30 protein-coding genes and 5 pseudogenes are annotated in these 21,748 nt (G+C 39.0%); 13 read left to right on the top strand and 22 right to left on the bottom strand.

Annotation, left to right across the window (positions count from 1 at the left end):
- Positions 1–28: 28 nt before the first annotated feature.
- The 7 genes from J1G47_RS06880 (at position 29) to J1G47_RS06850 (ending at position 4,455) form a co-directional block, all read left to right on the top strand.
- Positions 29–229: a YdaS family helix-turn-helix protein gene (locus J1G47_RS06880; RefSeq protein WP_010786732.1), complete on the top strand. Its 201-nt coding sequence runs from the start codon at positions 29–31 to the stop codon at positions 227–229.
- 335 nt (positions 230–564) lie between these two features.
- On the top strand, positions 565–1,290 hold the full coding sequence (locus J1G47_RS06875; RefSeq protein WP_021118901.1) for a Rha family transcriptional regulator: 726 nt from the start codon (positions 565–567) through the stop codon (positions 1,288–1,290).
- A complete protein-coding gene (locus tag J1G47_RS06870; protein WP_207326532.1) occupies positions 1,287–2,186 on the top strand; it encodes a DNA replication protein in 900 nt (299 codons plus the stop codon). The genes J1G47_RS06875 and J1G47_RS06870 overlap by 4 nt, the downstream gene beginning before the upstream one ends.
- Positions 2,186–2,860: a replication protein P gene (locus tag J1G47_RS06865; RefSeq protein ID WP_112062881.1), complete on the top strand. Its 675-nt coding sequence runs from the start codon at positions 2,186–2,188 to the stop codon at positions 2,858–2,860. The genes J1G47_RS06870 and J1G47_RS06865 overlap by 1 nt, the downstream gene beginning before the upstream one ends.
- 78 nt (positions 2,861–2,938) lie before the next feature.
- Positions 2,939–3,367: a recombination protein NinB gene (locus tag J1G47_RS06860; protein ID WP_234924150.1), complete on the top strand. Its 429-nt coding sequence runs from the start codon at positions 2,939–2,941 to the stop codon at positions 3,365–3,367.
- 144 nt (positions 3,368–3,511) lie between these two features.
- Positions 3,512–4,081 (top strand): recombination protein NinG, encoded by a 570-nt coding sequence (locus tag J1G47_RS06855; RefSeq protein WP_207326530.1) that lies wholly within the window; start codon positions 3,512–3,514, stop codon positions 4,079–4,081.
- Entirely contained in the window at positions 4,078–4,455 is a 378-nt protein-coding gene (locus tag J1G47_RS06850) for an ECF-type sigma factor (protein ID WP_021109621.1), read from the top strand. Before J1G47_RS06855 ends, J1G47_RS06850 begins: the two co-directional genes overlap by 4 nt.
- A gap of 21 nt (positions 4,456–4,476) precedes the next feature.
- Here J1G47_RS06850 and J1G47_RS06845 read toward each other — a convergent pair whose 3' ends face one another.
- From J1G47_RS06845 to J1G47_RS06765, 19 genes and pseudogenes are all read right to left on the bottom strand, one after another.
- Positions 4,477–4,914, bottom strand: coding sequence for a type II toxin-antitoxin system HicB family antitoxin (locus J1G47_RS06845; RefSeq protein ID WP_005714900.1), 438 nt, complete (start codon positions 4,912–4,914; stop codon positions 4,477–4,479).
- Positions 4,915–4,943: 29 nt separating this feature from the next.
- On the bottom strand, positions 4,944–5,129 hold the full coding sequence (locus tag J1G47_RS06840) for a type II toxin-antitoxin system HicA family toxin (protein WP_075605985.1): 186 nt from the start codon (positions 5,127–5,129) through the stop codon (positions 4,944–4,946).
- A 223-nt stretch (positions 5,130–5,352) separates the two neighbouring features.
- On the bottom strand, positions 5,353–5,790 hold the full coding sequence (locus J1G47_RS06835; protein ID WP_173655637.1) for a hypothetical protein: 438 nt from the start codon (positions 5,788–5,790) through the stop codon (positions 5,353–5,355).
- A gap of 6 nt (positions 5,791–5,796) precedes the next feature.
- A pseudogene (locus J1G47_RS06830) lies at positions 5,797–6,267 on the bottom strand (IS256 family transposase); the annotation flags it as partial.
- A complete protein-coding gene (locus tag J1G47_RS11855; protein WP_016528517.1) occupies positions 6,234–6,416 on the bottom strand; it encodes a hypothetical protein in 183 nt (60 codons plus the stop codon). The pseudogene J1G47_RS06830 and the gene J1G47_RS11855, both read right to left, overlap by 34 nt.
- A gap of 470 nt (positions 6,417–6,886) precedes the next feature.
- Complete coding sequence (locus J1G47_RS06825) at positions 6,887–7,309, bottom strand: type II toxin-antitoxin system YafO family toxin (protein ID WP_075592612.1); 423 nt, start codon at positions 7,307–7,309, stop codon at positions 6,887–6,889.
- On the bottom strand, positions 7,302–7,844 hold the full coding sequence (locus tag J1G47_RS06820; protein ID WP_075592613.1) for a hypothetical protein: 543 nt from the start codon (positions 7,842–7,844) through the stop codon (positions 7,302–7,304). Before J1G47_RS06820 ends, J1G47_RS06825 begins: the two co-directional genes overlap by 8 nt.
- Positions 7,845–7,970: 126 nt before the next feature.
- Positions 7,971–10,802 carry a phage tail tape measure protein gene (locus J1G47_RS06815; protein ID WP_041603121.1) on the bottom strand — a complete coding sequence of 944 codons (2,832 nt, stop codon included), beginning with the start codon at positions 10,800–10,802 and terminating at the stop codon, positions 7,971–7,973.
- 159 nt (positions 10,803–10,961) lie between these two features.
- Entirely contained in the window at positions 10,962–11,423 is a 462-nt protein-coding gene (locus J1G47_RS06810) for a phage virion morphogenesis protein (RefSeq protein ID WP_005713954.1), read from the bottom strand.
- Positions 11,424–11,463: 40 nt separating this feature from the next.
- Complete coding sequence (locus J1G47_RS06805) at positions 11,464–11,898, bottom strand: phage tail protein (protein WP_021113050.1); 435 nt, start codon at positions 11,896–11,898, stop codon at positions 11,464–11,466.
- Positions 11,895–12,113 carry a TraR/DksA family transcriptional regulator gene (locus tag J1G47_RS06800; RefSeq protein WP_075592614.1) on the bottom strand — a complete coding sequence of 73 codons (219 nt, stop codon included), beginning with the start codon at positions 12,111–12,113 and terminating at the stop codon, positions 11,895–11,897. The genes J1G47_RS06805 and J1G47_RS06800 overlap by 4 nt, the downstream gene beginning before the upstream one ends.
- 205 nt (positions 12,114–12,318) lie before the next feature.
- Positions 12,319–12,837 (bottom strand): hypothetical protein, encoded by a 519-nt coding sequence (locus J1G47_RS06795; RefSeq protein WP_012621781.1) that lies wholly within the window; start codon positions 12,835–12,837, stop codon positions 12,319–12,321.
- Positions 12,838–12,910: 73 nt separating this feature from the next.
- Positions 12,911–13,117, bottom strand: a pseudogene (gene lysC, locus J1G47_RS12210) (Rz1-like lysis system protein LysC); the annotation flags it as partial.
- The gene (locus J1G47_RS06790) at positions 13,020–13,487 is read right to left on the bottom strand and encodes a hypothetical protein (protein WP_112062901.1); all 468 of its coding nucleotides are present in this window, start codon (positions 13,485–13,487) and stop codon (positions 13,020–13,022) included. The pseudogene lysC and the gene J1G47_RS06790, both read right to left, overlap by 98 nt.
- The gene (locus tag J1G47_RS06785) at positions 13,472–13,996 is read right to left on the bottom strand and encodes a lysozyme (protein WP_010786753.1); all 525 of its coding nucleotides are present in this window, start codon (positions 13,994–13,996) and stop codon (positions 13,472–13,474) included. Before J1G47_RS06785 ends, J1G47_RS06790 begins: the two co-directional genes overlap by 16 nt.
- Positions 13,980–14,117, bottom strand: a complete 138-nt coding sequence (locus J1G47_RS06780) for an HP1 family phage holin (protein ID WP_010786754.1) — start codon at positions 14,115–14,117, stop codon at positions 13,980–13,982. The genes J1G47_RS06785 and J1G47_RS06780 overlap by 17 nt, the downstream gene beginning before the upstream one ends.
- A 34-nt stretch (positions 14,118–14,151) precedes the next feature.
- The gene (locus tag J1G47_RS06775) at positions 14,152–14,805 is read right to left on the bottom strand and encodes a phage terminase small subunit (protein WP_112062902.1); all 654 of its coding nucleotides are present in this window, start codon (positions 14,803–14,805) and stop codon (positions 14,152–14,154) included.
- Positions 14,805–15,008 carry a hypothetical protein gene (locus J1G47_RS06770; RefSeq protein WP_005713968.1) on the bottom strand — a complete coding sequence of 68 codons (204 nt, stop codon included), beginning with the start codon at positions 15,006–15,008 and terminating at the stop codon, positions 14,805–14,807. The genes J1G47_RS06775 and J1G47_RS06770 overlap by 1 nt, the downstream gene beginning before the upstream one ends.
- Before the next feature lie 12 nt (positions 15,009–15,020).
- Positions 15,021–15,836: a GPO family capsid scaffolding protein gene (locus J1G47_RS06765; protein WP_207326529.1), complete on the bottom strand. Its 816-nt coding sequence runs from the start codon at positions 15,834–15,836 to the stop codon at positions 15,021–15,023.
- A 167-nt stretch (positions 15,837–16,003) separates the two neighbouring features.
- Between J1G47_RS06765 and J1G47_RS06760 the strand changes: the two genes are divergently transcribed.
- Together J1G47_RS06760 and J1G47_RS06755 are read left to right on the top strand one after the other, a co-directional pair.
- On the top strand, positions 16,004–16,300 hold the full coding sequence (locus tag J1G47_RS06760) for a terminase gpP N-terminus-related DNA-binding protein (RefSeq protein ID WP_051453330.1): 297 nt from the start codon (positions 16,004–16,006) through the stop codon (positions 16,298–16,300).
- Between the two features lie 220 nt (positions 16,301–16,520).
- Positions 16,521–17,265 (top strand): annotated as a pseudogene (locus J1G47_RS06755) (helix-turn-helix domain-containing protein).
- A 189-nt stretch (positions 17,266–17,454) separates the two neighbouring features.
- On the opposite strand, the gene J1G47_RS06750 reads toward J1G47_RS06755, so the two are convergent.
- Positions 17,455–17,640: a zf-HC2 domain-containing protein gene (locus J1G47_RS06750; RefSeq protein WP_005713975.1), complete on the bottom strand. Its 186-nt coding sequence runs from the start codon at positions 17,638–17,640 to the stop codon at positions 17,455–17,457.
- Positions 17,637–18,209, bottom strand: coding sequence for a sigma-70 family RNA polymerase sigma factor (locus J1G47_RS06745; protein ID WP_005713976.1), 573 nt, complete (start codon positions 18,207–18,209; stop codon positions 17,637–17,639). Before J1G47_RS06745 ends, J1G47_RS06750 begins: the two co-directional genes overlap by 4 nt.
- Before the next feature lie 141 nt (positions 18,210–18,350).
- Between J1G47_RS06745 and J1G47_RS06740 the strand changes: the two genes are divergently transcribed.
- The 4 genes and pseudogenes from J1G47_RS06740 to J1G47_RS06725 all read left to right on the top strand — a co-directional run bounded on the left by J1G47_RS06740 (position 18,351) and on the right by J1G47_RS06725 (position 21,069).
- On the top strand, positions 18,351–18,746 hold the full coding sequence (locus J1G47_RS06740) for a hypothetical protein (protein ID WP_160436819.1): 396 nt from the start codon (positions 18,351–18,353) through the stop codon (positions 18,744–18,746).
- A gap of 235 nt (positions 18,747–18,981) precedes the next feature.
- Positions 18,982–19,920 (top strand): annotated as a pseudogene (gene msrB, locus J1G47_RS06735) (peptide-methionine (R)-S-oxide reductase MsrB); the annotation flags it as partial.
- Position 19,921: 1 nt separating this feature from the next.
- Positions 19,922–20,572 carry a cytochrome c biogenesis CcdA family protein gene (locus J1G47_RS06730; RefSeq protein ID WP_010786760.1) on the top strand — a complete coding sequence of 217 codons (651 nt, stop codon included), beginning with the start codon at positions 19,922–19,924 and terminating at the stop codon, positions 20,570–20,572.
- 17 nt (positions 20,573–20,589) lie between these two features.
- Positions 20,590–21,069: a redoxin family protein gene (locus tag J1G47_RS06725; RefSeq protein WP_010786761.1), complete on the top strand. Its 480-nt coding sequence runs from the start codon at positions 20,590–20,592 to the stop codon at positions 21,067–21,069.
- Positions 21,070–21,237: 168 nt separating this feature from the next.
- On the opposite strand, the pseudogene J1G47_RS06720 reads toward J1G47_RS06725, so the two are convergent.
- A pseudogene (locus J1G47_RS06720) lies at positions 21,238–21,550 on the bottom strand (IS256 family transposase); the annotation flags it as partial.
- Positions 21,551–21,748 lie beyond the last annotated feature (198 nt).

The raw sequence follows: 21,748 nt of genomic DNA, 5'->3' as shown, positions 1-21,748 counted from the left end.
GCTTTATGTTTTAACTAGGAGAAACTTTATGAATAAAGTTATTGATAAAGCAATTTCCGAGTGTGGCAGTAGAGATAAATTAGCAACAGCTTGTGGCGTTAGCGTAATGACTGTTAGCAATTGGGTTCGTGGGTTTGGTATTAAAGCTAAACACATCAAATTAATCTCAGATGCAACAAACGGGAAAATTTCAGTAGATGAAATCCTTCAGTCTGTTACTGAAGGTTAATTTACCCAAAGGAGTGTGCAATGGCACGCAATGAATTAAGCAAGTCTGCAATGAAGATTGCGGACTTAATCAGACAGAAGGCATCATAGACGAAAGATGCTCAAGCGGCAGAATATGTTGGTGTAGATGCATCAACGATTTGTCGTTTTAAGGCAGAACATTTAGACAAATTCTGTGCTTACCTTGATTTTTTAGAATTGGAAGTATCAGAGAAAGGTTTAAATCGTTTGACAGACAGTGAACTAGACGCACTTAAGCTATTAGCAGAGAAGGGCGTTCATGTTATTGAAAATAAAAACCCACGCGGCAACGTGGGTAATGGGGAAATAATGTTTATGAAAACAGAGTTATTATCTACTAATCAGAAAGAAAATGCAACCCTAACGATGAGTAGTCGGGAGATTGCACGAATCACAGAAAGCAGACACCGTGATGTGTGCTTATCTATTAGAAACCTGATGAATAAAGGGGTAATTGGGGGGTATGCGGAAAGTCCGTACACCCATGAGCAAAATGGGCAAGTCTATTACGAGTATCATATTAATAAACGTGATACTTATGTGATTGTGGCTCAATTCTCTCCTGAATTTACTGCTCGTTTAGTTGATCGTTGGCAAGAGTTAGAGCAAAAGCAAGTGCAACAACTCCCTAGCTATTCAGAAGCATTACGCCAACTCGCCGATAAAATCGAAGAGAGTGAGCAAAAATCCCTTCAAATTGCCTCAATGGAAAGTTATTTCCGTAATGGGATTTCACCGTTTGAGTTTGTGAAAGGCTTGAATGGAGTGAACGCTTTGAAAATTGGGGCGTTTTTAGTGGATAAAAACTGGCTCTATCAAGATGGTAATCATAAACGTGTGAAGTCGTACGCTCGTGATCAGTATTTGACGGAAGAAACGACGGAGATTTCGCAACACGGCAAAGATCCGTTTGTGGCATATAAACCTGTTTTACTCAAGAAAGGAGCTGCAAAGCTCTATGAGTGGTACACAAAGCGAGAATTACCGATGAAAGCAAATTGGAATGGCGTATTTACACAAGATAAGGTGGTGGGGTTATGAGTTTTAGCCAAAAATTACGCCAACTGGGACAACCTATTGCGTACTATCCACAATTAGCAAAACCGTTAGGCGGTGTGACAGCGGCAATTTTATTTGGGCAATTATTCTTTTGGCAGGATAAGACCTCAAACCCATTAGGCGTATATAAAACACAAGCTGAGCTTGAGCAGGAAACGGGATTAAGTCGCCGTGAGCAAGAAACGGCTCGCAAAAAATTAGTTGAGCTAGGCATCTTGGTTGAAACTCACAAACGCTTAGAGCACCGCATTTATTTCAAACTGGATTTAGTTAAATTTGATGCATTAATGGATGACATTCGGGAAGAAGCAAAACCGCCATTACCCAATGCCACTAATGAACATTCCCCAATGGCGGAAAGCGACATTCGGGAAGAAGCAAAACCGCCATTACCCAATGCCACTAATGAACATTCCCCAATGGCGGAAAGCGACATTCGGGAAGAAGCAAAACCGCCATTCGTTAATACAGAGAATACTTCAGAGAATACTAACAATAATACTTCCCTGACGGGAAGTATAAACGCGCGCGAGAAAAAATCCGCAGATTTGATTTTGTTGGAAAGTTTTGGGATTACCGAACAACTGGCAAAAGATTTCATCGTCCATCGGAAATCTTTCAAAGCTCCGATCACCGAAACTGCGTTGAAAGGTTTTCAGCGTGAGGCGGATAAAGCCAAAATTCCTATTCAACAAGCCATTGCAATTTCGATTGAGCGTGGTTGGCGTGGGTTTAATGCTGGTTGGGATTGGCAAAATGACGGAGTTTCTGCAAAAAATCCACAAAATCCGTCCGCTCGTAATACTTCCAAGCCGTTTATCCCTGATGACGAAGGCAACTGGGCGGAAGGTATGTCTATCACGCTAAGGGGAAGTTAATGCAAAACGTGGCATCAATGAACTTGAAAAGCCTTGTCGGGCAAGAGCCAAATTACCAAGTGCCAGCCAAGACAACGGCAATTCCAGACGGTGCGATTAGAGCCGTTAATCAATTATTCATTCAGCTTCGGGCGATTTTTCCTGCGTGGAAAAATTCATTTCCTGATGCAGACAGTTACCGTGAAGCAAAACGGATTTGGCTTGAAACGTTGGTGAATGAAAAAATTACGACGATTGAGCAACTGCAAAACGGGATTGAGCGAGCGAAAAAATCTAAAAATCCATTCTGGCCAAGCGTAGGCCAGTTTGTGGAGTGGTGCAAAGCGGTGGACTATGAAGCGTTAGGTTTGCCTGATGAAGATAGACTTTACAAGCGGTTACAAGCGTTTATGAGGTTTGGTATGGAAGAAGTCCAGAAGTTTAAGTTTGCTTCTACTGCGGAGTATTACTTGATTACCGGTTTGTATGTGCGTAATCGGGCTGGTGAATGGAGCGATAAGCAACTCAAAGATGAGATTAAAAAATCGCTTGTCAAAATGAGCAAGCGGTTAAAAACAGGGGAGGTTTTACCAAAACCCAAACTGGCATTACCTCAAGAAGTGAAAGCAGTCAATAGTGAAAAGGTGAGGGCTTTCTGGGGTGGCTTACTGAAACAGGTTAGGGGGAGAAGATGAGTTTGGATTTTATTAAGAAGGTAGGTGGGTATTTTAGAAAAGAGCAGGTTGGTAGGTATGGAGCAAAGGTTGGTAGGTATGGAGCATAAGCAAAAATACTTTCTACGCACTGAGCAAATCAAAAACAATGCCCTTGAATTTGTGAAAGCGTTGCCAGTGGACGAGAAAAAGCCGTTAGTGGTTGATGTGAAGCCAGCCACTCGCAACCTTGAACAAAATGCCAAATTTCACGCAATGTGCGGCGATATTGCCCGACAGGTGCAATTTAACGGCGAATGGCTACCGCTTGAAGCGTGGAAGGTTCTTTTAATTTCTGCTCACGCAGAAGCAACGAAAGAAGGCTCTCGTTTGGTAATAGGTTTAGAGGGTGAATTAGTGAATATTCGTGAAAGCACTGCTGAAATGAGCGTAAAACGAAAGGCAAGTTTAATTGAATATACAACCGCTTGGGGTGTTTCTCACGGGGTGCATTTTAATGACAGATGGAATTTTTGGGGGGTGAAATGAGTTACTTCTGCCCAAACTGCCAATCAATTCTTAAATACTGGCGTAGGTTTTCTGAAAAGTCAGAGATTAATAAGGAGAAACCGTTTGAATGTACTGGGTTGAAGTGCGGTAAGCGTTGGAGTGAGAAAGAATTGGAGGCATTTAATGATAAAGCCGAAAGTGAAAAAGCGTAAATGCAAATGCTGTGGTGGTGAGTTTAAGTCTGCGGATAGCTTTAGAAAATGGTGTAGTGCTGAATGTGGTGTAAAACTTGCCAAAATAGCCCAAGAAAAATCACGTCAGAAAGCCATAGAAAAGCGAAATCGAGAAGAAAGGGCAAAGATTAAAGCAACGAGAGAACGCTTAAAATCTCGTGCTGAGTGGCTTAGAGATGCTCAAGCTGTTTTTAATGAATACATTCGGTTAAGAGATAAAGATGAGCCTTGTATTTCGTGTCGGCGTTTTCATCAAGGGCGATATCACGCAGGGCATTATCGCACGGTAAAAGCAATGCCAGAGCTGAGATTTAATGAGGACAATGTTCATAAACAATGCAGTGCTTGTAACAATCATTTGAGCGGAAATATCACAGAATATCGCATCAACCTTGTGCGTAAAATCGGGGCAGAGCGAGTAGAAGCATTGGAAAGCTATCACCCTCCTGTGAAGTGGTCGATTGAAGATTGCAAGGAAATTATTAAGACGTATAGGGCGAAGATTAAGGAGTTGAAATGATTAGATTGCATATCAGCATTGACGATATTTTGAATGTTTGGGTTCGTCGTTGGGCATCTCATCGTGGGTGCCGTGGTTATCCATCATTACAATCCTTTATGCCTGAGGCGACTGTTAAAATTACCAAGTATAGTATTGATGAACTGTCAGAGGAACATTATCTTAAGCTAGATGAAGCCGTGATGACGTTACACGATTTGAACTTAGAAGCCTATCAGGTGTTAATGGCGGTGTTTTTACAGGGGCAAGACAAGAAGAATATTTGTCTTGAGATGCATATTTCACCGAGAACGTTTGACAGACGACTACGCACCGCACGAGATTTTATGGAAGGGGCGGTGTTTGGTTCGGGGTTGATTAGATTGAAGTTTTAGGCGTATTGCTACGCCTATCCATTAAACCTGTTGAGCGGTTAATTCACGTTGAGAAGCAACTGCTAAAAAATGGCTTCTATCTCGATAAAAATTACTATGTGAGACACGATTGTCAATTCTGTCTAATAGATATTGTGGTAACACAATGTTTACCCGTTGCTTTTTACCTAAGAATGCAGAAATATCTATATCAACAAGCAACCAACTATCACAGTGGGAAAAATCTTCTTGTTGTTTGTAGTGGACAAATCCCTTATCTTGAAGCGTACTAATATCAAACTCATCTTCTACCATCATTTCTAACATTGTATGAATGGCATCTTTTACGTTAGGGATAATTTCATCAATTGCATCGGCCGCACTAAAGCAACTATATTCATCAGTAAATAGTGCAGGTACACAAAGTCCAAATGCTTCGTTCTCATTATGTGGAGTTTCTACCCCAACGGTAAATAACATAATTCTCTCCTTTGCTAAGCTCGGCAGAGCTATAAAAGCCCTGCCGATTTTTTGATGGAACGTGAAGTGCCAATAGGTAAATCTTGTTTAGGGTGTGGTATAGGAAATCGCTTTCCTGTAATCGGCGATTGCCATATTTGGTGATCGCCTTTTCCGTGCCTAACAAAGAAACAACCCGCCTCTTTTAGTTCCTTGATTAAGTCGCTTGAGTGCATGCTTCCTCCTTTGTCTTAATCAATAATAATTATATACACATAAATACACACAATCAAGCATTTAATATTTAAGAAACTATATGGGGTTTAATTGCTCAAAAAGTGATTGACTGGTGGCGAAGAAAGTTGTATATTTCAGCTATGCTTGCAACTCGTACAAGCGAGATAAAGCAAAATGATTTTGTAGCCCTGAGCAGAAATGCTTGGGGCTTTTTGTTGGGGGTTAGGATGGAACAACAAGATATTCTGTTAAAAAACGGTGAAGTAGTTCAAGAAAAATCTCAATGTCACTATGCCGCTGGCTGGCCATCTCGACGTATATCAGACTGCGTTCCTCACTTCCAAAATAGGAAAATTTATCCATTTGCCAGTAGTAATTCTGAACAACTAAGTTAAATGCTTCTGGGGGAACGGAATATATTTGAGAAAGTTCATTTTTATGAGTTGAAAGATATTTTTCGAACTCTTCATCAATTTGTTGTAAAAAAGTAAGATTATTGGCTACGTTAATGTTTTTGAAGGTAAATTCTAGGTAGGATCTTGATAGCTCTCGATTATCTTTGAATAACCAGTAAGCACAACCTAGAGTTATAAATGGCGTATTTGGTTTGTTTAAATCGGTGAGTAATGACCCTATCCCAAATTCTGTGTAAACACCCATTTCAACTTAACGGTGATCGTCTAAGCGATCACCAAAATCAATCATAAATCGATTCATCGCCAGTTTCCAGTTCTGAATCGGCATTGTCCATTTTTTTGATGCATCTTTAATCGCAAGCCAAATCACTTTGAAAACTGAATCATCCGTCGGGAATACATTTCGTTTTTTAATCACGCGACGAATCACGCTATTAAGCGATTCCACGGCATTCGTGGTATAAATCGCTTTACGAATATCAGCCGGATAATCAAAAAATGTGGCAATATTTGCCCAGTTATCTTCCCAGCCTTTCGCCACAAGCGGGTATTTTGCCTGCCACTTTTGCGAAAGTGCGGTCAGATTTTCGCGAGCTTGTGCTTCCGTCGGGGCCTGATAAACCTGCTTTAAATCTGCGGTGACGGCTTTGTAATCTTTCCACGAAACGAATTTCAAGCTGTTACGCACTAAATGCACAATGCAAAGCTGAATCTTCGTTTTAGATAACCAAGATGGTCGGTCAGTTCATCATTTAACGCAGCCTCGACGGTGATTTTCTTGAGCATCCGTGAAAATTGATTGAGGTCTTCCGGTGTTTTTAGGTTTTTGGCAAATTCCGCTGCCAAGGCGTGAAGTTGTTTTTCGTTCATAATAAAATACCTGTGTCTGAATGTATTATCTCAGAAACAGGTATTTACACAAATTGTGGGAGAGGCTCGAAGTTGGACTGTTGCACCATTTTCCCTAAAGCAGAAATTTCCCATTTCTGCTTTTATTTTATAAAATCCCCATAAAAACAAATGCTTACATAGTATTTGATAACTAATTACACACTAAAAACCACGTTTTCTACCCCCTGTTTTTTATAAAAAACAGTCATTTCCTGATCGATTTTGATCTGTTCTAAAATTAATTGCACACATTTGCACACATCAACTGCACACATCAACTGCACACATTCACAATATCGGTGCGTGCTTGATACACAAGGGATAGATCGTGATGCACAATAAAAATCCGTCAGTTAAAAATGGGGATATTGTGCGAAAGGTAAGAACAAAGGGCGAATGGTTGTGGGTGTGGATTTGGGGGTAACAAAAAGCCCCGATGGGTCGGGGCGTTAAATGAGTTGTTGATATTTTTCAGGAAAACGTTCTGGAAAGGTTTCTTGAAATTCTTCAGCAATTAACACTAAATCGGCAATTACACTTTTAATACGTTGATGTGCATCAGGGGATATAAAATCAAGGATTAAGTAAACGTCATCTTCAAAGTCGTGTTTGGCATAAACAAGATAGTTGTCACTTTTTCGTGATTGCCCTGCTTTTCCTTGCCATTTAGTAAAATCCGCTTCTGATACGGCAACATGTAGTTTGTGAATACCTGCTAAAAGTGAACGTGGATTTTCTTCAAAACGTCCATAATTGCCGATAGTTGATGGGTAAATTTGACGATAACTCGCTTCAAATGTCAGCAATCCTTCTGCCAATGGGCGAAGTGGTTCAAGCAATGTAAGTCTAGGGTGAACAAAGACTTTAGCCATTGATGCCGTACCGTCTGTTACTGTCTACGATAAGCTCGTCTAAATCGGCTTGGGTGAAATTGCTTGTACTAGGTACAACCATATAGTGCCCTAATTCTTGACGTAAGGTGATTGTAAAAAGGTTAAAAGAAGCGACTTCGTTCATATAGTCTTTAAAGGTCGCTCTGTCATTTAACTGTTCTTGGAAATGATGATAATAATTTTGGCGAATATCTTTCACTAATTTATTGAGCATTAAATCAATGAAAATCAGATCGTCTATGACTTTCTCAGGCGTTTTCATTGAACGAACGACAGCGTTTAATAATGAAACACCTTGCGTCAATTCTTTTAATCCCGCAAAAAATAATTCTGTTTGGCTTTCTGATTGTTGTGTAAGTAAGGTTGAAGCCTTTTTTACTTGATTAATGACCTGCAAAACATCGCTCTGTTTTGGATATGCTTCAATTTCTTGACTAAAAAAAGACGTAAAAATGCCCATTGCAAGACTTACGTCCTTCAATGATTTTGCCTTTTCTGTAAATGATTTTTTCATAGCCACCTCGTTATTTCAGGCGGATCATAGTTTAACTTGCTGTATTCTGCAAGTAAAAACCCCGATTGTTCGGGGCTTTTCAACTGGGTCACAAACTGGGTACTGGGTCACAAACTGGGTACTGGGTCACTTATCCCAATATCGACTGCGTGCTTTCGCTTGGGCGTTGCGTTGTTGCTTTTCAAGCTCTCGTGCGACAAGGCGAGCAATCTCTTCAGCACTCTGCCCTGCGGTTGCATTGACGGTGATATTGACCGACTGATTAACAGGCGGTGGGGCTTGCCGTTGGATTTGCGTTGGGGCAATCAGCGGACGGTTATCCACTTTTACCACAGGCATAGGTTGTGCCAGTGCTACCGTAGAAGCTAAAGCAGCCATACCTGCAACACCGCCGTAATTTAAGCGGTTGAGATTCGCCACACCAATTCGGCTTGTGGCTTCTTTGGTCATAATGTACTTGCCGCCGTGATAAATCCCTTTTGGTTCAAACTTACCACCGTTACCAGCATAACCACCTGACCATTTTGGTTTATTTGGCACATTGTTAGTGCTTGGATCATAATTCGGGTCGTACATCATATTTGCCATATTGGCAGTATTTTCAATTTGTTTGGCGTGTTCAGGCGGAACAATTTTACTTGCCACTTTACCCACACCATCGCTGACACTATTAATGCGAGTTTCAAGCCCTAAAAATTCCATTGCCTTATTAAAAGCATTGGTGATAGATGATGTAATGCCATTCCATAATCCCATCACGGTATTTTTCAGGCTTTCAAATTTATTGCCAATGGATTTAGTCACTGTATCGACAACGACACTCCAGTTGTTTACGGCAAAAATAATCCCGTTAATGGCGTTTACAAACCAGCTATCCGCAAATTTCGTTTTGAGCCAATCCCACGCTGTGCCAATGACGTTTTTGACTTTTTCCCAATTGAAATAGAGTAAGGCAAGAATACCAATAATTGCAGTAATGGCTAGCCCGATTGGGTTAGATGCAAAGGCAATAGCAACAGCACGAATGCCAGTGATTAAGCCAGAAAATAACAATTTTCCGTAGAGTAACACCGAACCAAAAACAGCGGGCATTGCATTCCATACTTTCGCCAACGCACCACCTGCACGCACAAGCAAACCTGCTTTCGTTGAGCCATCATCTAAAGTTTTACCAAATAATAAGGCTTTACCTATGCCCCATACTCCATTGAGTTTGTCTAACAGCAAAATAAATCGCCCGAATGGGTAATAAATCAAACTTAATGTAGCAGTAAGTAATCCAAATGTGCCCATTGCAGCAATAATACCAACAGTCCATTTAGCAATAGTGACTGTTAATTCGGGATTTGCTTTAATCCAACTATTAATCACATCAAGAACACCTCCAATGTATGACATCGCCTCCACCAGAGTCTCTTTTAGTTTATTACCAATTTCACTGTTAGTATTAAAAAGTTGATTTTTGAAAATCTGCCATTTAGCCGAAAGCGTAGTCAAACGTGTTTCAAATTCACGAGTCATACTGCCTTTTGCTTCAACGCTATTGGCAAGGGCAATTTGTCGCTTCCATTCTTCTGTGTTGGATACGAGCAAAGCAAGCGTTTTAGAATGTTCGGTCCCGACAAGATCAGCAATGACACCAAGTCGTTTATGTTCGGGTATCTTTTGGATAGCACCAACAATGTTAAGTATCGTTTTCTGTGCATCTTTTGCCATTCCAAGCTCAACAGAACTTGCACTCATACCAATACTAGATAACGCATTTGTTACTGGTTTTTTTTTGCTTGCAGATGACAATCTCGTAAAAATAGCATTAACTGCAGTTGCCGATTGCTCTTCAGTTGCTCCAGCAGTTTGTAATGTAGATCCGAGTGCAGCCATATTTTTTTCGCTAATTTTAGCAATACCTGCGATCCCCGAAACTCTGTTCATAAAACCAATAATATTCGTGCCTTTTGATATAGCGTTATCATCTAAATAGTTAATAACATCTGCTAAATCTCTTCCTGCATTTGCTGATAATCGGAAGTTTTTGGCTACTTTTCCGAATTGTTCAACTAATTCATCAGGATTTGTGGCATCAAAGGCAGTTGCCATTTGCGTATTTAAACGGACAAAATCTTCCAACAACTCTTTTGGCGTGTCCATTCTTGCTGCAGCAGTAATCATTTCTGCAATTTGAGTGGTCGTCAAAGGCAATTCTTTTGATAATGCTTGGATTTTCTCTTTCCAAATATCATATTCTGGGGTGAATTTACCGTTTGCATCTTTTAGCCCTTGTACTTGGCGTGCAACACCTGCCATTGCATCTTCAAATTCCATGAAAAATGCGACAGGTTTTGTTAACTGCGTGCCGATAATATAGCTTTGTAACATCGCACGCTGACCAATTTCCCCCATTTGAACACTTTGTTCTTTAAGAGCTTGTACATTTTGACGATAAGTAGAATGTTCTTTAGCTCGTTTATTTAAGGCTACAAGTTTGCTTTCTTGGGTTGTAATTTGCTGATTAGCCAGCTTCATTTTATGGCTAAGCTCTTGCTGTGCTTGTGATAAACGTCGGGTATTAATACCACTACGTTCTAAATCTGCACGGGTTTCACGCAATTTTTGATTCTGTTTAGTTTGTTCAATTTCGAGTTTTTTTACCGCATTACGAGCTTTTTCAAAGGCTTTTTGCATTTTTTGTGTTGGTTGTGCGGTGGCATTAAGTTGCTGTGCTAATGCTTTAGCCTTATTTTTCGCTTCTTGAATTGCCTTATTACTTTCGAAAACAGCCATTTTTGTCTGTCTAAATTGATCAATCAGCTTTTGCTGTTGTTCCAAAGATTTTAAATTTGCCTTGGTTTTCAATAATGCTTCAGACATTTTGTTTGCCTGAGTTGCAACAGATTTTAACGGAGTCGAAATTTTATCGACTGCTGAAAGTAATACTTGAAGTTTTAATGAATTGCTCATATAGTTATCTCATAGAAAAATTTTAAGAGGAGTAGAATATGCTTGCCTTATTAATTGAAATTTTTGGTTGGTTTTTTATTATTGCTTGTATCTTTACTCTCATTGCAGATTCTATTGATTTCTTCAGAAACCTTTTTTAAAGGCGGTCTAACCGCCTTTTTACTGTCCTGCCAACGCCTTAATCACAAAATTTTCAATCATTTCAATATCTTCATCGGTAAAGCCTAACAACTCACGCTGATCGTATTTCACCTTCCAATTTGCACTTCTCACCACTCGACCTTTTAACCCGTATTGGTGAATTTGTGCAATATGTGCGTCACTGCCACTGTAACCCAACTCGATATTATCCCCAGCTGTTCTTAACTTCATAAATCGGGCCGACTTCAATTTTAAGAACATTGCATTTTGTTTAATCTTTCCCTTGCGTTTCTTACGTTGTACTTTGCGTGGCGTGTACGACGAGCCGTCAGGATTTTGCTGTGCGGTAATACGTCTGCGTTGGCTACGAGCCAATTCACGCCCGATTTGTTGATATAGCAACCGTCGCCGTGGTTTGCTGATATTTTTGAGCAACGCATTAAACGCTGATTTAACCTTGATAATGTCGTCTGTCGCCATTATTCTATCGCTCCCATTCGCTCATACACCTGTTCCCCTTTCACAAAATAGTCAGCCGTTCCAGAGGTTGCCATTCGGTCGGCTGTGGCTCTTCGGCGTGGTGAACTTGGTAATGATCGCCTTCTTGTTTGACAATAACACGCTCGGTCAGTGGGATTTTGATGTAAATGTCGTGGGTGGCGTTGTTGTTTGGGTCAATTTCAAAGGTGATACTGTCCTGTTTGTTGGGATTGGTCATCAGCTCCGATTGTTGCAAGCGGACAAATTCCATCACAGGCACAAACAGTAAATCAGGGTGTTCAGGGAAATCTTCCACCACAATTTCTAAGTCGTAGTGATACTGGTAGCTAAGTGATGTTGCCCCTGTCGTCCAGATTTTGCCGTTGGCATAGTAAATCTGTAACTGCTCAGGATTTTTGGCAAAATAAGGAATGGTTTTGGTGAGCAGCTCACGCAATTTGTCTGGTTTAATCATTTGCGATAGCCTTTTTGTTTGTATTCATAAATTTGTTGGCAGTCAATGCAACGGGTGCAACCTTGCACGTTTTGGCGACGGGCTTCGGGAATTGGTTCGTCGCAATCTTCGCAATGGATCAGGCTGTAAGCGGTCGGTTTGTTGCGAAGTTTTGCAAGGGCAAATTCTCTTTCTTTTTCGGCAAGCTCATTGGCTCGGTCAATTTGGTCTTTCATCGCTTTTTCTCGTTGGGTTAAATAGCGATATTGTGAGTAAGTAGCAAAGGCGGGGCGAATGGTTGTGGGTGTGGATTTGGGGGTAACAAAAAGCCCCGATGGGTCGGGGCTGTGGAGTTAGTTTTTTGTAACAGGTTTAAGAGTTCCTTCCGCTTTTGCTTTTTGATAGGCTTGACGGAACTCTTTTAATTTTTGGCGTTTAAGTTCAACGGCGGTCATTTTTTTCATTATTCCCTCCTGTATAGGTCGGTGTTTTAATAATAAAGCAATCTTGTTGATCGCCTAAATTTGATACTGTTTCAAAGTCTGACATAAAGGAACTCGGATTGCAACACATTTTACTGTACATTCTTGCTAGTGATGGGCGATCTGCAACGAAAACATAGCAATCAGGCTTGAATAAAAGGTAGTGTTCATACACTAATTTTTCAAGGTGTGATTTCAGAGCTTTAATTTCCGTTTTACCAAATTGATGATTCAACGGTGACGCATATAAATCTTCATTGCCTGTTTCAATATATTCCTTAACAGCAAATTTAATTGAATGTGTTTTTTTATGCTGAATGATTTCTGCAATAGTCGGATCTTGTTCTAAAAATAATAGAGTATCTTTATCATCAGAAAAAATCGCCATATAAGTGACATTGACAATTTGAAATTCGGTAGAGATATAAATAATCCCACTATCGTTGTCTTGTGTTTTGGTAAAATGATAAGAGAGCATTTATCTGTAATATTCTGCTGTTTAAAAACTCAGGCAATCCTAAGACAAAGCTCTCTGTCTGTCAATGAAGTGATTATTCCGCAATACGCTTATTGTAACCTTCCACACACGCTTCCCAGCCTTGAATTTCCACCTGGCAAAGCTCAATCGTCGTCAAACTTTGGTCCAGCGATTTTGCAAGATCAGCGTTGGTCTTTATCTCGAACCTGGGGCTGTGGCACTGTTTTATTTGGGGACAAAGGAGCGGAATTGGCTTTACTGTTCGATACTGTATCGCTTCTTTGGTTGAGCAACCGACTAACGCCAGTAGGCACAGGCTGATAACTCCAAGATTGATTGTTTTCCAATTCAAGTAAAATTTCATTGGTGCGTTTCTCCGCTTGGGTGAGCTTAGTTAAAATTTGTTGATGTAATTTATCCACCTGCTTTTGATACTGCAGAATATGTTGGTTTGCCTGTTCTAGCTGGTTGGCTAGGCTTTGGTTATCCGCTCGCACTAAAGCAATTTCTTCTTGTTTGGATTGGTTGTCCGCCTGCAGTGTTTTGCGTTCATAACAGAGAAAGGCATTAATGCAGACACCAATCAGCAAGGCGATAATCATCGCTTTGCCAAAACTTTTCTCAATCATACCGCTTATAATGCTAAACATAATGCTTTTTCCTTTTCACGTCGGATTTCTAAACCACGCAGTTTTTTGCCATTGGCATAGACCCAACGGCCAAACTGTTCACACATTGCAGGGCTGTAACCTTGATTGGCGAGTTTGAACAAGGTCGAATGTCGCATTGTTCCACAACCTGCATTGAAGGTAATTGATGTCAATGCGTCAAACGCCCCTTGTGGCATTTTTTTGCCGTTGGCGTAGCGGTTTACGCACCGTTCCGCCTCGGCTAAATCTTTCGCCCAGCGGTCAGCAATTTCTTTGTCGCTGTAAATTTTGCGTTCAATCTTACCGCTTGTGGCTTCGGTTGAACCAATGCCGACGGTGAGTACATTCGCAGGGCAAACATAAGGATCTCGTCTGCACCCTTCAGTGTTGCCGATAATGTCTAAGCCTTTTGGACTGGTGCGGATTTCAAGGTGATTAAGCTGTACTAAGCCGATAATTGCACCGATACCGCAGACCATCGCTCCGCCGAATTTAAGATTTTTGTTCATCGTCTAAAATGTCCTTTAAGTTGATTTTATAACGCTCAAGGGCTTTTTCTTTCAGTTTGATTTCTCGGTCTTTGTAGTACCAATTCATCAATAGGGTAAACAAGCCGAATAAAATCCCCATTATTACGCCCCGTCGGCTGCGTGGTTTGCTCTGTTTATTCGGTGTCGGCTTGGTTTAACTGCTTCCGAAGTTTTTTAACACTGCCTTGCACACCGATGTTTAAATTCAGTTCTAATGCCCGTTCTAAGTAGCTGAGTGCCGTTTCAGGCTGTGTCGTTTCAAGTAGCAAGCCGATTTCACGGTAGAGCCTTGCTCGACTTTCGTCTGGCATATCTTTCTCTTTGGTGAGTTCGTCCACTCGTAACAAGTAGCTCACTTCAAACGGCTTTTGCACCTTCTGGGCTTTTTTCGCAGCGTCAGCAAACTCTTCAGCCAGCATTGAGCAAAGCGAACGACTAAAGCCGTCAGGCAATGTTAGGTCTTGATGAATGGCGTAATCGGCAATTTGTAAAGCAAGGTGATACTCGCCACAATCCACCGACCATACTTGCCACGTCATCAGTACATTGTCCTGTTTGCCGTTGCCAGCACTCAATGCCCCTTCAATCCACGGCAAATAGTGGTGAAGAATGCTTTTCTTATAACTGGCTCGCTGTTCCATTGAGGCAATGGCTTTCAGGTCTTTTTTATGACGAGCCAGCAAATAAAGCATTTTTTCGTATTCGTCGAGGTTTTCTAGTTGAGCTTGCTCAGAAGATTGAGCAAGCTCCGCAGTTACTCGCAAATAGTGGGCTTGAGTTGGTCGCATTAACCGCCTACTCCAGTAGTATCAGGTGAAGCGAGCATACTAATGTTTTTCAACAATGCGACTTGTGCATAATTTTCGACAACGAAATCATCGTTAGAAGAAACGAAATTTTTACCCGTAAAAATGTGGTTGTAATCCACACCGTTGTCTTGTGCTACACCTGCAAGGTAAGTGTTAAATTTGGTCGCTGTTTCTTTTCTCATATTCTGTCCTTTTTAGAAAAAACGTTCATTATTTAATTCACCACCCGTAATTTCAGGGCGTGGCGTGTAGCCGTGTTCTGGCTCACTGCCGATAACATCAACACGGCTTTGTAAAGCGGTGAGATCGGCGGATAATTTTTCAAAATCTGCACACAATGCCATTTTTTCCGCTTCGGTTTGTTTTAGCTTATCTTCTAGCTCTGTAAATTTTTCTGCTAAAAGCAACTGTGCCTGTTCGTGTTCAGCAAAACGAGCTTCAACGTCGGCTTTATGTTGGGCTGTGTCAGCTTTTTCTTTACTAAACATCGCTTTCATTTTTTCAAAGAATGACACTGGCTCTTCTGCAAAGGTAAGCGAACATTCCACCGCTTCAGTGGTAAAGATTTCGCCTTGCTTTGCACCGTCTTTCGTTGTGAAAGAAAGATATTGTGTGCCTAAGCTGGCTGGCGTGTCAGTCACGGCTAAACCTGTCAAATAGGCTTTGCCTGTTTTGGCAAAATTGGTGCGAACTTCAATAGAGGTATAAACCTTCTGCTTGCTTTTCACTAACTCGACTAATTCATCTGTCGGCTCAATTTGTGCATAAAGCTGTAATTTGCCTTCATCATTCTCTTCTGCCTTAACGGCTAACACATCACCGTAGCATTTTGAATGGGCAAATTCAGGGTCGAACCAAGACATATGAAAATGTTCAAGGTTGATACGAGCCCCGTAGGTTTTCGGGTCGTACGTTTCGGCAATATCAGAAAGCCACTGGCGTTCGATCTGACGACCGTCCACCGTTGCCCCTTCTGTGGCTACCACAAACCAGTTAGATTTTTTCGACATAAATGCTTCCTCAAAGTGAGAATGTTCAAAATTGCCGATATGGTGATTGGATTTTCAAACAGGTGCAAAGCGTTGCGGTTGTTAAGCGAAATTTAACAAATGGGACTGTTCTACAAACGCTGTCCGTTTCATAACAATAGCCATATTTCCAACGATGATGAAAAACAATGACGGATATTGCAACGAACCAAGCGGAACAGACCGCTTTAATTAATATGAATACCCACCGTGAAGCCCAATTAAAGTATTGGGCAGGCTATTCACTCACGGAAATTGCCAAAATGCTTAACATTCCCGTGTCCACTATCGCCAGCTGGAAGAAACGGGAAAAATGGGACGAAGCACCTTTGTTTGAACGTGTGAGCGGTAATATTGAGAACCGTTATATGTTGCTGTTGCAAAAGGACGTTAAAACAGGGTACGATTTTAAAGAGTTGGATTTTTTAATGCACCGCCGAGAGTAGAAGGCGGTGATTATCGTGTGTTGCATACGGATACCTTTCCTGCTGGGCGGTAATGTACCTCTTGCATTTTGCATTGTGCGAGCTTGCACAAACATCAAGCTCAAATGTTCTGTAGAAGATCAGACTTGATCTGACAAATCATTATAAAAATGAGAGTTTCCCGTTTAGAATATGAGTGTCTAAAATTCAATCTAAACAAAAAAGGAAACTCTCATGTTTTATTACTTACAATCCGCTCATTAAACACAAGACTGGTTTACTCAATTTAGCAGAAGAGCTCGGAAACATTTCTCAAGCTTGTAAAGCGATGGGAATGAGCCGAGATACATTCTATCGCTATCAACAAGCCGTAGAGCAAGGCGGTGTTGAAGCATTACTTAATCAAACTCGTCGGGTACCGAATATCAAAAATCGAGTAGACGAGCACATTGAGCAAGCTGTTGTAAAATTTGCCTTAGATTTTCCAGCTTACTTATCAGCAAACATTTGTTGATACTTATAGCAAGGTTGCTTTTGCAAAGCTCTACACAATAAAAACCGCAATTGCCGCTGCAGATATGCTCAATGATAAAGTCCTACCGTTCTTTGAAGCCCAAGGATTACCGATGTTGCGTATTCTCACCGACCGTGGCAGTGAATATTGTGGCAAAGTGGAAAATCACGATTATGAGCTTTATTTAGCGATAAATGACATAGAGCATACTAAAACGAAAGTGAAGCATCCACAGACGAATGGTATCTGTGAACGTTTCCATAAGACTATCTTACAAGAATTTTACCAAGTCGCATTTAGGAAGAAAATATATACGGATTTAGCGACATTACAAGCTGATTTAGATGAGTGGTTAATGTATTATAATCACCATCGAACACATCAAGGAAAAATGTGCTGTGGCAGAACTCCGATGGCAACATTACTTGATGGAAAAGGGATTTGGGCAGAAAAGAATTTAAGCTCAAATTAATCTGACAGACACGGTAATTTTAAGCGGGGACTGTCAGATTAGGTTTGATCTTCTACAGCTAAAGAAGCAATAACGGCCATCATTGCATAACCAAATGTACCCATTTTGAACTCCTGTTTTTAGATTGAAAGAAATTCTAACATAAAAATAACAAGCTGTTTTTGTTTTTCTACTTTATTACACAAAACATCAATCAGCATTATTTTGATCGTCTGCAAATTTCTTCATTAATTGGCTCATTTGCTGGCAATGTTTTTCAAATTTACGACAATGTGGGCAATACAATAAATGGATTCTTACCCCTATTTTTTCTTTAAGCAATAACGGTCTTTCTTGAGCTTCAGAGACCAATTTCGTCACTTCTTGACATTTCATTTTTTGCCCCCAAAAATAGATTTACTGGATAAACATTGTTGCAATTGTAAGCGTGAACGATACAACAAAGTATGTAGATTGGCTTGACTAATTTCTGCTGTATGGCAAATTTCATTAGCAGAGAGTTCTAAATACTCTCGCATCATAAACACGTGCGCTTGTTTTGCTGGAAGTTTAGTGAGACACAGTTCAAAAATAATCCAAAATTCATCGGAATAAACGGCATTTTCGGGCTGTTGCCATTCTTGTGGATAACACTCCTCTCGCCAATACCCATCTTGATCAAAAAATACATTGCTATCGTTTTCATCATCTCGCAAATCACTTTCAAGAACTAAACGATCTTTTTGACGCAGATAGTCAATAATTTTATTTTTCAAAATAGCAAATACCCAAGTTTTAAATGCGGCATCACGTTTAAAACTATCTAAATTTTTAAGTGCGTTGAGCAATGCTTCTTGCACCATATCTTCTGCTAACTGACTGTCTCGTAGCTGAAGATGAGCAAATTTTAGCATTTGTTCTCTAATTGCTGCCATTTGAGATGAATTAATTTCTTTTAAAATCATAGTGTTATATATTTTTCTAAAAAAATGAAAAATTTTTGTAAGGATTTCCCTCTTACACCGACTAATAAGGTGAAAGGGAAACTTTTCGTAAAAACTAACCTATCTTAACCTTAACAAATCTTTTTACAAGAGGAAAAATTTATGAAAACTTTACTTAAAGTATTAATGACAACTTCTTTAGTTTCTATTGCTACAATCAATACAGCAAATGCAGAAATGATGGATGATTGCAAAAATAAAATGAGTGCAGATTGCCAAACTATGGAAAATATGAAACATTCTGAAATGAAAAAAAATCATATGATGAAGTCTGATGATATGAAAAAGGATGGAATGATGAAATCTGATGATATGAAAAAAGATCATATGATGAAATCTGATGATATGAAAAAAGATCATATGATGAAATCTGATGATATGAAAAAAGATCATATGATGAAATCTGATGATATGAAAAAGGATGGAATGATGAAATCTGATGATATGAAAAAAGATCATATGATGAAATCTGACAAAATGAAAAAAGAAAAGATGTAATTTACCATCTAAAAATAATTCTAATAAATCGAGCAGTAGTATATTTACACACTAATACCTCTACTGCTTATTTCAGAATTAGAGAAAATTCGAAGGAGAATATATGAAATCTCATAAAACCGTATTATTTACCCTTATTATGTCTGCTATATCTAATAATTCTCTAGCAATAAATCATACTAATAATTCAAGTAAGGAAATGAGTAAAATGACACAAACTCAAAATGAGAATATTCGTGAAATTTATTTAGCTGGTGGCTGTTTCTGGGGAATTGAAGCCTATATGGAACGTATTTATGGCGTAAAAAATGCTACGTCAGGCTATGCCAATGGTAAAACCGATAAAACGCATTATCATATTATCGGAAAAACCGATCATGCAGAAACCGTGCATATAACTTACGATGCTAATAAAATTTCATTAGAAAAATTACTTAAATATTATTTTCAGGTCATAGACCCGACTAGCCTGAATAAACAGGGAAATGATCGTGGTAGACAATACCGCACGGGAATTTATTATCAAAATGAGCAAGATAAAGCTATTATTCTAAAAGAAATTGAAGCGCTACAAACGAAATATAAAGACAAAATTCAAGTGGAAGTTGAACCACTTAAACATTACATCTTAGCAGAAGAGTATCACCAAGATTACTTAAAGAAAAATCCAAACGGTTATTGTCACATTGATTTAGAACAAGCAAATAATATTATTATTGATCCTAAAGATTATCCAAAGCCAAGTGATGAAGAATTAAAAGCTAAATTAACACCTTTACAATACAGTGTGACACAGAAAAAGAATACCGAACGTTCATTCAGTAATGAATATTGGGATAACAAAAAAGATGGACTTTATGTGGATATTACCACAGGGGAGCCGCTATTTTCTTCTAGAGATAAATATGATTCGGGCTGCGGTTGGCCAAGTTTCACAAAACCAATTGACAAAAATGTGGTGACTTATCAAAAAGATACCAGTTTTAATATGATTAGAACGGAAGTCTTAAGTCGCAGCGGTAAAGCTCATTTAGGTCACGTATTTGATGACGGTCCTAAAGATAAAGGTGGATTGCGTTATTGCATCAACAGCGCTGCTATTAAATTTATTCCTCTTGAGCAAATGGAAAAAGAAAATTATGGATATTTAATTAACTTAATCAAAGGAAAATAAAATGTTCGACCAGAATTTACTCATCAGCAGTGTATTTTTAGCTGGATTAGCCTCTTTTTTATCTCCTTGCATTTTCCCAATTGTGCCCATCTATTTTGGCATATTAAGTAAAGGTGGTAAAAAGGTATTAAATACACTCCTATTTATTATGGGATTATCACTCACATTTGTTAGCCTTGGTTTTAGTTTTGGCTTTTTAGGTGATTTATTATTAAATGATACTACGCGTGTTATTGCTGGAATTATTGTTATTATTCTTGGTATTCATCAACTTGGTATCATAAAAATCAATTTCTTAGAACAAACTAAATTAGTTGAAATTAAAACAAATGGTAAAAGTGCTTCTGTAGAAGCTTTTGTATTGGGTTTAACTTTTAGTCTTGGCTGGACGCCTTGTATCGGACCAATTTTAGCTTCAGTGCTAGCATTATCAGGCGATGAAGGTTCTGCTCTATACGGTGGTGCAATGATGTTTGTTTATGTATTAGGTTTAGCCCTACCTTTTATTATCTTTTCATTCTTTTCTGATGAATTATTAAAAAGAGCTAAATCACTTAACAAGCACTTAGATAAATTTAAAATCATTGGTGGAATACTAATTATTTTAATGGGATTATTGTTAATCACTAATAACTTACATAGTTTTATGTAATATAGGAGAAATATAAGATGAAAAAAATAATGGGCTTACTTCTCATGCTATTTAGCTTTAATGCTTTTGCTGAAGAAAATAAAAATTTGGCAGACATTCAATTTAAAGATCTCGATAACAATATCGTTTCTTTAGAAAAATATAAAGGAAAAAATGTCTATGTAAAAATGTGGGCATCTTGGTGTCCGATTTGTTTGGCTGGCTTGGCTGAAATTGATGATTTAAGCGCTGATCAAAATAAAAATTTTGAAGTTATTACTATTGTTTCTCCAGATAAAAAAGGGGAAAAATCAACTGAAAAATTTATTGAATGGTATAAAGGACTGGACTATAAAAATGTCGTTGTACTATTAGATGAACAAGGTGAAGTGCTGAAAAGAGCCAAAGTCAGAGGTTACCCTTCCAATGTTTTTTTAGATTCTGAATTAAACGTTAAAAAAGTTGTACCAGGGCATTTATCAACGACACAAATTACTGAAAGTATTAACTCAAAATAAAAAATAAAACCTAATCTAACGATCAAATATAAAATGAACCGTTAGGTTAGGTTTATTTTTTTATAAGCTAAGTTGTAGAAGATCAGACTTGATCTGACAAATCATTATAAAAATGAGAGTTTCCCGTTTAGACCCTATCCCAAATTCTGTGTAAACACCCATTTCAACTTAACGGTGATCGTCTAAGCGATCACCAAAATCAATCATAAATCGATTCATCGCCAGTTTCCAGTTCTGAATCGGCATTGTCCATTTTTTTTGATGCATCTTTAATCGCAAGCCAAATCACTTTGAAAACTGAATCATCCGTCGGGAATACATTTCGTTTTTTAATCACGCGACGAATCACGCTATTAAGCGATTCCACAGCATTCGTGGTATAAATCGCTTTACGAATATCAGCCGGATAATCAAAAAATGTGGCAATATTTGCCCAGTTATCTTCCCAGCCTTTCGCCACAAGCGGGTATTTTGCCTGCCATTATAGAGCTTTTAGTCGTTATCTAGGACAGCCCTAAGATATTTTACACACATTATGCTATCTCTTTACTAAGAGTATAAATAATGCTAAGCGATAATTTAGTAAATTGATTTTTTCTAATAAAAAGTACCTATAATTTGAGATATTACTTTTTCTCTTTTGATGAAGAGTCAGTAGTACTGTTTTGAGATAGCATGT

The sequence above is a fragment of the Glaesserella parasuis genome (genome assembly GCF_017352235.1).
In the GTDB taxonomy this organism is placed as follows: domain Bacteria; phylum Pseudomonadota; class Gammaproteobacteria; order Enterobacterales; family Pasteurellaceae; genus Glaesserella; species Glaesserella parasuis.
This window is presented reverse-complemented; position numbering and strand designations above follow the sequence as displayed.